The 12,266-nt window shown below is 68.3% G+C and carries 12 protein-coding genes; 2 read left to right on the top strand and 10 right to left on the bottom strand.

Going from position 1 to position 12,266, the window contains the following annotated elements; all coding sequences use genetic code 11:
- Positions 1 to 41 precede the first annotated feature (41 nt).
- Positions 42 to 1,076: an aspartate-semialdehyde dehydrogenase gene (gene asd, locus WD430_RS16965; protein ID WP_339103604.1), complete on the bottom strand. Its 1,035-nt coding sequence runs from the start codon at positions 1,074 to 1,076 to the stop codon at positions 42 to 44.
- 165 nt (positions 1,077 to 1,241) lie between these two features.
- On the opposite strand from asd, the gene WD430_RS16960 reads away from it, so the two are divergent.
- Positions 1,242 to 1,499, top strand: coding sequence for a hypothetical protein (locus WD430_RS16960; protein WP_339103603.1), 258 nt, complete (start codon positions 1,242 to 1,244; stop codon positions 1,497 to 1,499).
- 144 nt (positions 1,500 to 1,643) lie between these two features.
- On the opposite strand, the gene WD430_RS16955 is transcribed toward WD430_RS16960, so the two are convergent.
- From WD430_RS16955 to WD430_RS16915, 9 genes are all read right to left on the bottom strand, one after another.
- Positions 1,644 to 1,838 (bottom strand): 30S ribosomal protein S17e, encoded by a 195-nt coding sequence (locus WD430_RS16955; protein WP_339103602.1) that lies wholly within the window; start codon positions 1,836 to 1,838, stop codon positions 1,644 to 1,646.
- A 119-nt stretch (positions 1,839 to 1,957) separates the two neighbouring features.
- Entirely contained in the window at positions 1,958 to 2,623 is a 666-nt protein-coding gene (locus tag WD430_RS16950; RefSeq protein WP_339103601.1) for a DUF447 domain-containing protein, read from the bottom strand.
- On the bottom strand, positions 2,620 to 3,471 hold the full coding sequence (locus tag WD430_RS16945) for a triphosphoribosyl-dephospho-CoA synthase (protein WP_339103600.1): 852 nt from the start codon (positions 3,469 to 3,471) through the stop codon (positions 2,620 to 2,622). Before WD430_RS16945 ends, WD430_RS16950 begins: the two co-directional genes overlap by 4 nt.
- 399 nt (positions 3,472 to 3,870) lie before the next feature.
- Positions 3,871 to 4,092, bottom strand: a complete 222-nt coding sequence (locus WD430_RS16940; RefSeq protein ID WP_339103599.1) for a hypothetical protein — start codon at positions 4,090 to 4,092, stop codon at positions 3,871 to 3,873.
- 114 nt (positions 4,093 to 4,206) lie between these two features.
- Positions 4,207 to 4,959 carry a tRNA-dihydrouridine synthase gene (locus tag WD430_RS16935; RefSeq protein WP_339103598.1) on the bottom strand — a complete coding sequence of 251 codons (753 nt, stop codon included), beginning with the start codon at positions 4,957 to 4,959 and terminating at the stop codon, positions 4,207 to 4,209.
- A gap of 97 nt (positions 4,960 to 5,056) precedes the next feature.
- Positions 5,057 to 6,049: a 2-phospho-L-lactate transferase gene (gene cofD / locus WD430_RS16930; protein WP_339103597.1), complete on the bottom strand. Its 993-nt coding sequence runs from the start codon at positions 6,047 to 6,049 to the stop codon at positions 5,057 to 5,059.
- 96 nt (positions 6,050 to 6,145) lie between these two features.
- Positions 6,146 to 7,642, bottom strand: a complete 1,497-nt coding sequence (locus WD430_RS16925; protein ID WP_339103596.1) for an MATE family efflux transporter — start codon at positions 7,640 to 7,642, stop codon at positions 6,146 to 6,148.
- On the bottom strand, positions 7,639 to 8,253 hold the full coding sequence (locus tag WD430_RS16920) for a TetR/AcrR family transcriptional regulator (RefSeq protein WP_339103595.1): 615 nt from the start codon (positions 8,251 to 8,253) through the stop codon (positions 7,639 to 7,641). Before WD430_RS16920 ends, WD430_RS16925 begins: the two co-directional genes overlap by 4 nt.
- A 517-nt stretch (positions 8,254 to 8,770) precedes the next feature.
- On the bottom strand, positions 8,771 to 10,324 hold the full coding sequence (locus WD430_RS16915) for a hypothetical protein (protein ID WP_339103594.1): 1,554 nt from the start codon (positions 10,322 to 10,324) through the stop codon (positions 8,771 to 8,773).
- A gap of 109 nt (positions 10,325 to 10,433) precedes the next feature.
- Here WD430_RS16915 and ligA point away from each other — a divergent pair, with 109 nt between their 5' ends.
- Entirely contained in the window at positions 10,434 to 12,230 is a 1,797-nt protein-coding gene (ligA, locus tag WD430_RS16910) for an ATP-dependent DNA ligase LigA (RefSeq protein WP_339103593.1), read from the top strand.
- Positions 12,231 to 12,266: the final 36 nt, after the last annotated feature.

The following is a 12,266-nucleotide window of genomic DNA, read 5'->3' as shown; positions in this document are numbered from 1 at the left end:
CACGCGAAAAATTCGGCTTCGACCGCGACTGGCGGACTCGACTAGATGTAGCCCTGATCGAGCAGCAGTTCGCCGTTCAGCACGCTCGCGCCGGCGGCGCCGCGGATGGTGTTGTGCGCGAGGCAGTTGTACTGGAGCCCGAACGGCGACTCCTGGAGACCGCCCGCGGCGATGGCCATCCCGTCGCCGAGCGTGCGGTCCATCCGGGGCTGGGGACGGTCGGGCTCGTCGAAGACGTGGATGAGCGGCTCGGGCGAGGAGCGCAGGTCGAGCGAGGGGTACTCGCGCATGGCCTCGGCGGCCGCGTCGACGGTCAGTTCCTCCTCGGTCTCGACCCAGACGTTCTCGAGGTGGCCGTCGATCGTCGGGATGCGGTTACAGGAGGCCGAGACCGCCATGCTGTTGTGGCTCAGCTCGGCGCCGTCGAACTCGCCGAGCAGTTTGCGGGACTCGGTCTCGAGTTTGTCCTCCTCGCTGCCGATGTAGGGGATGGCGTTGTCGATGATCTCCATCGAGGAGACGCCGTCGTAGCCCGCGCCGGAGACGGCCTGCAGCGTCGAGACGTGGACCTTCTCTAAGCCGAAGTCGGTCAGCGCGGCCAGCGTGGGGACGAAGGTGATCGTCGAGCAGTTGGGGTTCTTGACCATCGCGCCGTCCCAGCCGCGCTCGTCGCGCTGGACCTCCAGCAGGTCGATGTGTTCGGGGTTGACCTCCGGGATCACGAGCGGGATGTCCTCGTCCATCCGGCCGTTCGAGGAGTTCGAGGAGACGACGTAGCCCGCCTCACAGAACGGCGGCTCGACCTCTGCGCCGACGCTCGAGGGGAGCGACGAGAAGATCAGGTCGACGTCGTCGGGGACCTCGTCGGGGTCGGTCGCCGTGACGGTCATGTCGGCGACGTCGTCCGGGATGGGGCTGTCGACGCGCCACTTCGCGGCCTGTCGGTAGCTCTTTCCGGCGCTGGATTCGCTGGCGGTCAGTGCTGCGATCTCGAAGTCGGGGTGGGGATCGAGAAGCTGGATTAGTCGTTGTCCCACGGCACCGGTCGCGCCGAGGACGCCTACTCGTACTGCCATTTTCCCGCACTCAGTGGCGTGTCCGCAAAACCGTTTGGGTTTTCGTCGCGCGCGAGCGGCGCCCGATCGACGCGGCGCATAGAAGACGTTAAGAAAACGGAGTGAAATTGATTCACCGATGCACACGCAATACGTTCGATCCGGCTCGGACGCGGGGTGGTCCCGATGACGAGTTCGACCGCGAACTCGAGCGGCGTCGGCCCGTTCGACGGCGGGTTCCAGATCGGTGCCGCAATCGTCTCGGCGGTCCTGTTTCTCGTCGCCATCGTGTTCGCCTGGACGGGATTTCAGGGCATGCAACTGTTCGTCGTCGGCACGGAGATGAACATCGTCACCGGCGCGGTCGGGTTCATGCTGACCATGTTCTTCGCCATCGGCGCGCTCATCGTCGCCCTCTTCATGGACTCCGGCTTCGACCACTGACCGTTTCGCCGACTCGAACTCGAGACCGACGCGTCGTCCGTTCGTCGACGGCGCGCGAACCCCGATTCTGACGCGACCCGTGACTGCCGAGCGGTCGCGATGCCTGCGGCTCGCGGACGGAAAACTCGAGACAGAAGGCCCTGATTACGCTGCGGACGCCTGCGAGCTCTTCTTGCGGGTGACGTAGCCCGCGATGCGGTTGCGAACGCCCTTGGATTCGACGTTCGTGAGCTTTGCGACGCTCTCCTTGTTCTGTTCGAAGTCGGTCGTGAACGCGTCCGGGTACCGCTCCAGCAGGATGGTCCCGGTCTTCTTGACGTAGGCCGGTTTGATTGCCATGTAGGGAGGTTCCGTCCAGAGGCTCTTAATGCCTTTCTCTTTCGCTGTCGGGGAGGACGGAACGGCGGGTCGATCGCGGCCTCGCCGCGGAGCGACCAGCGCCGTACCACGAGGGCACCTTACCACGAGGAGTGTTCGCGCACGCGCTCGAGCGCCTCGCGCTCGCGCGGGCCGCCGGCGCGGTCGACGACCGAGGCGAAGTACTCGAGGCGCTGACGGAGTTCGGCCTCGTCGTAGCCGTCGACGTCCAGCCGCGAGGCGGCGACGGTGGTCTCGACGACGGCGCCGAACCCGCGGTCGATCGTCGGCACCGTTTCGGCCTCGACCCCGGCCTCGAGCGGCCACAGGGCCCACCGCTCCCACTCGGTTCCCTCGTCGGTACCCGTCTCGAGGGACTCGACGGCGACACGGGCCCACGCGTTCGCGGCGTCCGGCACCGGTTCCTCGCGCTCGACGATCGAGAGCGCGGCGTCGGCGAAGAGGACGGGGTCGTCGACGAACAGGACGTAGCCCTCGCCCCGCCGACGGAAGTTCCCGCGGGTGCGGGTAGCGCCCCACGTGCGCGCGGTGACGAGATTGTCGTCACTGCCCGCGTTGTCCCTTTCCGATCCGCCGTCCCGATCCGGCGCGAACAGACCGAGCGCGGCGAGGTTCCACAGCCCGTTCGGACCCAGCGTGGCGACGACGGCCTCGGTGACCCCCGACAGCGAGACGGGCCACTCGACGGGTTCGGCGTTCTCGGGGGTCGTCTCGAGCGCGTCGGCCCGCGGCTCGTCGCCGGTCATACCTCGATCGCCTCGTGCTCGAGGGCGACGAACAGCCCCGCGGCCGCGATGTCGGCGGTCGTCCCCGGGTTGACGCCGCGGGCGACGAGGTCCGCGGCGAAGGCCTCGACGGCCTCGGGGTCGGTCTCGAGGGCGTCGCGCTCGACCAGCTCGGCCGCGCGGTCGGTGACCTCCCGCGCGACGGCCTCGCCGCTGCGGGACGCGACGAGCGTGTCGGGACGCTCGGCGAGCAGGGAGAGAAAGACTTCGGCGGTGCGCTCGCCCACCGGGCCGTCGGCCGCGGCGAGTCGCTCGGCGGCCCCGAAGGAGCGCTCGAACCCCTCGACCCACTCGCGCGCGACGTCGTCGCCCGGGACGCTGCGGCTCATGACGTCCAGCAGCGTCAGACCCTGCTCCTCGAGGACCGGGACGGCGTCGCTCCCGCGGCGGACGTCCAGCGGCTCCATGTCCGCGGGCGGGTCGTCGACGAAGACGTCGACGTGGTCGAACGCCCGGTAGAAGCCCGCCGCGTCGGCGACGGTTGTGTCCTCGCAGACGGCCTCGACGACGGGTTGGGCGCAGTCCTCGCGGGCCGCGCGGACGAGCGGCACGAGCAACAGCAGCGAGCCGAACTGGGTGTTGCCGCCGCGCTGGGTCGCCATGCCCGCGACGGCGCGTTCGAAGGACGCTCCGACCGCACCGCCGTTCGCCGCCATCTCGAGGCCGTCGCGGGCGCCCACGGCCCCCGCGAGGAAGTGTTCGAATCGCAGGTCCTCGAGGTCGCGGCGTCGGTCGACGTTGCCCGGCTTGGGCGTGCCCGCGACCTCGAGGAGGAGTGCCAGTTGTGCGTTTGCGGCCGGCGTTCGCATGCGTTTCGGTACGTACGGGGAGGATTTATGGATGTGCTTCTCCGGCCGAGTGTTCCCGTCTGTGGTCCCTTCGATCCGTCCGATGAATTCCGGTGGCCGATTCTCGAGGCGATAGAAGGCGACTGCTACTCGAGTGGGCTGCTCATATGGCAACAGGGAACGCCACATCCTCCCCAGCCGATTTCTGCTCGCGGGCCTCCGGCCCGTCTGTTCACGGCGGCAGAGCCGCCGTTCGCACGGTATGCGAGACCGTCGGTCTCGCACTACTCACGACGACCTCGCGCGGTTTCGTGTCGTGGTTCGCTGTTCGCTCGCCACGACACAGCGCGCGCCACCGCCTGCCAGCTCCTCGGTCCGGAGTGTCGTATAGAACGTACGGAAGACGTCGACGCGTCGTGTTTAGCGGTAGATGTTCTGGTACGCCTCGCGGTACTCCCGGAGCGCGAGCCGCGCCCGCCGCCGCGAGCTGAAGCCGAAGCCGATCGACGGACAGTCCTCGGTGGGGCACACCCAGCGGAACGTCTCCGAACCGGGGTCTCTGGCGACCGATACGTCCGCGTCGCATCGGGGACACTGCCATCCCCAGCGCATATCGCCGGCGTACTCGTTGGGACGGCCCATACTGGTTCTACGTCCGAGTTGTGCGGTGTACTGAAAAGTCTCCGTCCGAACATAGTGACGCTTTATTACAGACGGCGGCGCTCGAGGCGACGTCCCCGCCGTCCGGCGGTCGCGCTATCGCGACCGCGGCTCCTCGAGCGCGAGGCGTCGATCGACGGCCTCGCGGACGCGCTCGAGGACGATCGGGTTGTCGCTGGGCCGACCGACGCTGACCGCGTCGGCGCCGTAGTCGACGTACTCGCGGACGGTCGCGTCGTCGCGGACGCCGTTGTTGGCGATGAGGAACAGGTCGGTGGCCTCGGCGACGTCGCGGACGATCGACTCGGTGTCCATCGCGTCGACGTGGACGAAGTCGGCACCCGCGCCCTCGAGCGCGGCCGCGAGCGCGGGGAGGTCGACGTCGGGGACCTCCGCACGGACCTTCACCCCGACGGTGACGCCGGTGTCGGCGGCCCGTTCGACGTAGTCGCACAATCGCTCGCGGTCCCGCAGGAGCGTTTCACCGCAGCCGACCGCACAGAGCTCGTCCTGTCGGCAGTGAGCGTTGATCTCGAGGAACGCGTCTCGGTCCCGGCAGACGCGGGCAGCGTCGGGAATCGGCTCGGGTGTCGCGCTCCGGACGTTGAACGCGGACTGGACGGGAACGTCCTCGAGGGCGGCGAGTTGCCGGTCGATGAAGGCGAGCGGATCGTCGGGGAGGAACTCGGTTCGATCACGTTCGACGAGTTCCCGCGCCGCCGCGCGCGACTCGCCGTCGATGGCGATGCCGCCGAGAAATGCGGCGCCCGCGTAGTCGGCGCCCGCTCGAGCCCACCGGGCGTCGGCTTCCCCGCTGAGGCTGGCCAGGGCGAGCGGCGGCGTGAACATACTCGAGCGTCGGGCGCCGAGGGCCTTGAACGTGGTCTTTCGCGGTCGAGGCGTTCGCTCGAGGGCCGGTCGGCCGATCGGCCGATCGACTGCTCGCTCAGTCGACGATATCGATCGCTTCCTCGACCGTCCGGGCGACCCGCGCGGCGTCCTCGGGCGAGTCAATTTTGATATCGGTCCGGAGCGTCGGGCGGTCGAACTCGGCGTCGTCGTCCTCGTCGACGACGAAGGCGTCGGCGAACGGATAGGCCGTCGCGAGCCCCTCGGTACTGGGGTCGGCGTTGACCGCCGACATGAGGTCGCCCGCAGGTCCCGAGAAGGCGTCGTCGCCGAGGAACGGCGAGACCGCGACGACCGTCGACTGACTGAGCGCGTCGGCGACGTCCGGCAGCGTGAGCATCGGTCCGATGCTCGTCACCGGATTCGACGGGCCGATGACGACGGTGTCCTCGAGGGCGTCGATGACGCCCGGCGCGGGTTCGGCCTTCGACGACCCCCGGAACTCGACGGTCTCGACGGTCGGTTCGCCGCGCCGAGCGACCCAGTACTCCTGGAAGTGCATCATCCCCTCGTCGGTGTGGACGAGACTCGCGACGGGATCGTCGCTCATCGGGAGGACGTCGATCGTCAGTCCGAACGCGTCGGCGAGTCGCGCGGTCGCCTCGCTCAACGTCAGCCCCTCGTCCAGCAGGCTCGTCCGCGTGATGTGGACGGCCCGGTCGCGGTCGCCGATCGTCATGAACTCGGCGACGCCCGAGAAGCGCCGCCAGTCGGCGAGTTCGCGCCCCTCGGTCTGTCTGTCGTCAGGGAGGTACTGCGGGCCGTCGGGCAGCCCCGCGGCCGACGCGATGTCCGAGAGCGCGTCGTTGGTGCGGTGCGTGTCGCCGTCGATTCCCCACCACGTCTCGCGGTCGAGCACCCCGCCGCCCTGAAACAGCAGCGTATCGACGTCCGGCGAGACGAACAGCCCGCCGATCTCGATGTCGTCGCCCGTGTTGGCGACGACGGTGGTCTCCTCCGGCGAGAACGCGGCGGCGGCACCGTCTAACAGCTTCGGCGTTCCGGTGCCTCCGGAGAGGAAAGTTACCATACGCAACACTCTCGAGCGTGAATACTTAATCACTTGTGGCTGATTCCGGAGTCGGCCGGTCGTCCGTCGAACTGGGGCCGTTACGGTGAGATTCCGTCAGTCGTCGCCGGGGCTCCCGCCGGTTTCGGCACCGACCGCGGCGCTGGTCTCTACCGCCGCGGGATCGAGCCAGTCGCCCCAGTTGAACCAGGCGTAGGCGATTCCGCCGCCGATCACGGTCGAGACGGCGAAGGCGGCCCAGACGCCGCTCGAGCCGACGAACTCGGCGCCGAGCCACGCGAGCGGGAAGCGGATCACGCCGAGGGTGAGCACGGAGATCGCCGCGGCGATGAGCGTCTTGCCGGCGCCGCGGAACCCGCCGCTGTAGGCCCGCATCACGCCCATGAAGCCGAACGTCAGCGAGGTGAACCGGAGGAACGTCGCGCCCTCGGCGACGACCGCGGCGTCGGTCGTGAAGATCGAGACGATCGGCGCGGCGGCCAGGAACACCACCGCGCCGAGGCCGGTGAGCGTGACCAGCATGACCTTCGCGCCGAAGTGGTTCGTCCGCTCGGCCCGGTCTCGCTTACCGGCGCCGATGTTCTGGCCGGTCATCGTCTCGATCCCCTGCGAGAAGGCGATCGCGGGGAGGAAGATCACCGAGAACACGCGGGTACCGATCCCGAAGGCGGCGACGACCGTCTCGGGGAACATCGCGATGATGACCAGCAGCAGGTTGATCGAAAGGGCTCGCGCGGTCCCTTCGATCGACGCCGGCGTCCCGATCTCGATGAGTCGGCGCGCGTATCCGAGATCGGGTTTCATCTGCGAGAGGCGGATCCGAACGCCGTGCGTGCCGCGGAACATGATCGCGAGGCCGACGGCGAACGCCAACGCGCGCGAGAAGACGGTCGCGATCGCGGCGCCCTCGATCCCCGACCCGGCGTAGCCGATGGCGGCGAACAGGTCGGCCTCGAGGCCGCGCAGTCCGAGGTAGCCGAACAGCGGGTTGCCCTCGAACCCGAAGATGAGGAACGGATCGAGGACGATGTTGAGCACGACCGAGCCGAACATGACGAGCATCGGCGTGACGGTGTCGCCGTACCCCCGCATGAGCGCGAGGAAGACCAGGAAGCCGAAGACGGCCACCAGTCCGACGGAGTAGACCTCCATGTAGGCGGTGACCAGCGGCTCGATGTCGGCCTCGGCTCCGAACAGCGTCAGGATGTCTCCGGCGAAGACGTAGCCGACGGCACCGAGCGCGAGCGACGCGATGATCGCGTACATGATCGTCTGCGAGGCGGCGTACTCCGCCCGTTCCTCCTCATCGGCCCCGGTGTGCTGGGCGACGAGGACGCTCCCGGCGACCGAGACGCCGAGCGCCAGCGCGATGAGGAAGAAGACCATCGGGAACGCGAAGCTGATCGCCGCCAGTGACGTCGTGCTGTGCTGACCGAGCCAGAACGTGTCCGCGAGGTTGTAGGTGACCTGCAGCAGGTTCGTGATGATCAGCGGAATCGAGAGGTAGATCAGCGGGCGCGCGATCCCACCCTCGGTCAGATCGAGTTCGTCGGGCGATTCGAAGATCGCCTCGAGGTGGTCGCGCACCGTCACTCGAACCGTCCCTCCGTCTCGTCGGCGTCGTCCGCGAGCAGTTCGCGTCGAACGTAGGTCTCGAGCGTGCGTTGGGTCCGTTCGAGCGGGTGATCGACGGCCACGTGGCGCGTCTGGGCGCCGTTCAACGCGGTGACGAGGAACTCCGCGATCTCGTCGGGATCGACGTCCGCCCGGAAGACGCCCTCGTCTCTCCCCTCCTCGAGCAGCGATCGGACCCGGCCGTGAAGCATCCGGTCGAAATCGGCGAGTTCGGCCCGGAACCGCTCGTCGTACGGGCCCTGCGCTTTGATCTCGAGCAGTGCGGTCCAGAACTCGGCCGCCGAGTCGTCCGCGGCGGGCTCGAGGTAGGCGTCGATGAGCGCCAGTAACTGCGCGGCCGGCGTCTCGCCCTCGAGGGTCTCGATTCGGTCGGCGAAGGAGTCGGTGAGATGGTCCAGCAGCGCGTAGAGGAGGTCCTGCTTGCTCTCGTAGTGGTAGTGCAGCGTGGCTTTGCTCTTGGACGATTCGTCGGCGATGTCTTGCATTCGGAGCGACGCGTAGCCGTGCTTGCAGAGCGCGGCGTAGGTCGCCTCCATGAGTTCGTCGGTAGTCTCAGTTGTATCAGTCATTAGGATTCGAACTGGGCAGCGGTCGGTCTTGTCTTAACTGACTGGCCAGTCAAAGAAGTATCTTGGGGTTCGAAATCGACTTACGGACGTTGTGTGTGGCTTACGCGCCTGATTTGAGTATCCGTCACACGAGGGTACCAGCGACTGAGAACGCAGCGCTCTACCGAGTGACCGGCGTGGGTGGCGCGCGCTGTGCCGTGGCGAGCGAACAGCGAACCACGACACGAAACCGCGCGAGGTCGTCGTGAGTAGTGCGAGACCGACGGTCTCGCATACCGTGCGAACGGCGGCTCTGCCGCCGTGAGCCTCGGAGAGAGCGAATCGGTTGGGGAGGGCGTGGCGATTCCCAGTTGCCACGATAGCAGAACGCTTCGTTTCGATTCGGACCGTACGAAGGGGAACCTCCTCGAGCGGAGTTCTCGCGAGTTCGTCGAAGCCCAGCTAGAAGGGACTCCTCGAGCGGCATCGTACTGCCCGTTCCTGCGATATCGATACTCGGCTCTCGTCACGAACCCGCCTAGTCGCCGATCCAGTCGGCGAAACTCCCTTCGAGGAGCGTCTCCGACTGCCGGCGGACGTACGCCTGCTGCATCGCCTCGATCGCGCCGGCGAGGTCGGCGCCGGCCTCGAGTTCCGACCGAACCCGCTCGCGTTTCCAGTCGGCGGGGGTCACCTCCTGTCGGACCCGCCGCCGGAGCGGGTAGAGGTACTTCGCGGCCTCCTCTTCGCTCAGCCCGCGGTTGGTCAGTCCGTCCTCGGCGTGGGCCAGCAGGTCCTCGTAGAGCGCGAGCCGGTCGGTCGTCTCCTTCCCGTCGTTGGTGATCCAGGTCAGCTCGGCCTCGAGGCCGTCGACCATCGCCGAGTAGAAGTTCTCCCGGGCGAGCTGCCAGTCGAGTTCGACGACGGGGTGCTCGAGGCGGGTCAGGCTCTCCATCAGGCCGGCGAAGGCCGCGAGGAAGGCCACGGAGTCGCGGACGGTCGGCTGAGCCGGAATGGGCCGGAACTCGATGCGGGCGTTGGCGGCCGAGCGCGTCGGCCCGCCGAACACCGGCCGAATCCACCGCCAGTAGGTGCCGTGTTTGCGGCTGAAGTGGGGGAACTGATCGTCGAAGCGCTCGCCGGCGTCGACTGGCATCGGGACGATGGTGTCGTCGGCGGCGATCCGGTCGATCGCCTCCTCGACGGTCTCTAAGTCGCGGGGGAACCGCACTTTCCCCTCGCCCGTCGTGGGATCGTTGAGCACGGTCTCGAAGACGCTGATCCGGTGTTCCATCCAGGCGTCCTCGAGGATCTCCTCGGGGGTCGCCTCGTCGTCGTAGAGGTCCGCCGGGAAGAACGGGGAGTTGACGCCGAGCGCGAGCAGCGGCCCCGCGATGCGCAGCGCGTAGGTGAAGTAGTCGGGGAGATCAGGCGCGTGGGCCACCTGGTAGTGCGGTTGGATGGACGTGATGAGGCTCTCCGGCATGACGGTGTCGGCCTGCAGCGACACGTGGGGGGCCTGGATACACATGCCGGCGGACTCGGCCTGATCCGTGTTGGCCATCGCGTGGTAGCGCGCCGAGTCGCTCATGTTCGTCGCGATGCGAAACGAGCGCTCGGTCCCGTCGGCGGCGGTCGTCGCCCGTTCGACGCTGTCGGTCAGATACGTCGTCGCGTCCTCGCCCTCCGGCGGGATCGTCCAGAGCGCGTCGCTCACCAGCCGCATCCGCTCGGACTGGGTGACGTTCAGCGCCGTCCGCAGGCGGGCCTTGACCTCCGACTCCTGGGCGGCGATCCCGTGGGCGTTCAGCGGCTGCGGACTGGTCGTCATCTCCGCGTTGTGCAGGCCGAGTTCCTTCTCGAACCCGATGAGTTCGAGCAGTCGGCGAGGCACCCGCCGGAGCGCGCAGTCGTCGTTCTTGACCGCGTAGAACTCGTACTCGAGGCCGACGATCGCCTGCGGGTTGTCGAAGACGCCCTCGTCGACGGCGTCCTTGATCACCTCGGCGTCCGCCTCGGCGCGCTCGCGGAACGCCGCGGCGTCGACGGCCAGCACGTCGGCGACTCGCTCGGCGAGTTCCTCCTCTGCCATACCACCGAGTGCGAGCGCGATTGCCTTTAAACCAGTCCTCCGGGCGAACGACGCCGGCGGACGGTCCGTCTCAGAACCGTTTTACTCCCGCCGCCGGTACACTCCGCCGATGGAGTTCGCTACGTTCGCCGACCGCGCCGCCGCGATCGAAGCCGAGCCGGCCGACCTCGAGATTATCGCCCACGTCAGCGACCTCCTCGCCGATGCGGACGGCGATAGCGAGGAACGACGTTCCGCTGACTCTGCGGTGGAACCGCAGAATCTCGAGATCGTCGCCCGGTTCGTCCAGGGACGCGTCGTCCCGGCCTGGGACTCGACGACGCTGGACATCGGGCCGACGACGTGCTACGAGGCGATCGCCCGCGCGGCGGGGACGAACGTGGGAAGCGACGACGTCGAGGAGCGACTGGCCGAGGTCGGCGAGATCGGCGAGGTGGCCGCGGGCTACGAGTTCGGCGGTCAGCAGGGACTCGGCGCGTTCACGGGCGGCGGTAGCGGAGACGAGGTCGGTACCGGCGGCGCCGGCGATGGCGACCTCACCGTCAGCGAGGTCCACGAGACGCTCACGGAGCTGGCCGCCGCGGAGGGATCGGGGAGTCAGGACCGCAAGATCGACCTCCTCTTCGGCCTCTTCAACCGCTGCTCGAGCGAGGAGGCCCGCTACCTCGCTCGCCTCGTCCTCTCGGAGATGCGGATCGGCGTCGGCGAGGGCACCGTCCGGGACGCGATCGCCGAGGCGTTCGACGTCCCCGTCGAGCGCGTCGAGCGCGCTCTGCAGGTCTCGAACGACTACGGGCAGGTCGCCCGGGTCGCCCGAGACGAGGGTCGCGAGGGCCTCGACGCGATGGAACTCGAGGTCGGCCGCCCCGTGCAGGCGATGCTCGCCCAGGCGGGGACGGTGACCGACGCGCTCGAGGAGTGGGAGGAAGCCGCCGTGGAGTGGAAGTACGACGGGGCTCGCGTACAGTTGCACCATCGGATCGACGACGACGGAACCGCCGAGACCCGCGTCTTCTCGCGGAACATGGAGGAAGTCACGGACGCGCTCCCCGAGGTCGTCGAGTTCGCCGACGGGGCCCTCGAGGAGTCCGCGATTCTGGACGGCGAGGTCGTCGCGATCGACGAGAACGACGACCCGCTCCCGTTCCAGGAGGTGCTCAAGCGCTTCCGGCGGAAACACGACGTCGCGAAGGCCCGCGAGGACGTGACGGTTCGGCCGGTCTTCTTCGACTGCCTGCACGTCGACGGCGAGGACTTGCTCGAGGAGCCGCTGACGGCGCGCCACGAGCGGTTGCGAGGGGTGCTGGCCGAGGCCGACGAGGATCCGGACGCCCTCGAAGACGCGACCGTCGACGACGAGGCCGATATCGAGGGGCTCTCGCTGCTCTGGACGACCGACGACCCCGACGAGATCGAGGCGATCGACGCCGCGGCCCTCGAGGCGGGCCACGAGGGGATCATGCTCAAGGATCCCGACTCGGCGTACTCGCCCGGCCGGCGGGGCAAGCACTGGCGCAAGCGCAAACCCGACGTGGAGACGCTGGACTGCGTGGTGACCGGCGCGGAGTGGGGCGAGGGACGACGCGCGACCTTCCTCGGCACGTTCGAACTCTCCGTGCGCGCGGGCGACGACTTAGAGACCGTCGGGAAGGTCGCGACGGGCATCACCGACGAGAAGCTCGAAGAACTCACCGAGCTGCTCGAGCCCCACATCGCCGCCGAGGACGGACAGGAAGTCGATCTCGAACCCGAAGTCGTCTTCGAGGTCGGCTACGAGGAGATCCAGACCTCGCCGACCTACTCGTCTGGCTACGCGCTGCGGTTCCCGCGGTTCCTGGGGGTTCGGTCCGACAAGGATCCCGACGACGCCGACTCGCTCGAGCGCGTCGAACGACTGCGGGCGTAGCGAGCGGGGCCGCCGGTATCCAGAGACCAGCACAGT

Source organism: Haloterrigena sp. KLK7, assembly GCF_037914945.1.
GTDB classification, from domain to species: Archaea; Halobacteriota; Halobacteria; order Halobacteriales; family Natrialbaceae; genus Haloterrigena; species Haloterrigena salinisoli.
This window is presented reverse-complemented; position numbering and strand designations above follow the sequence as displayed.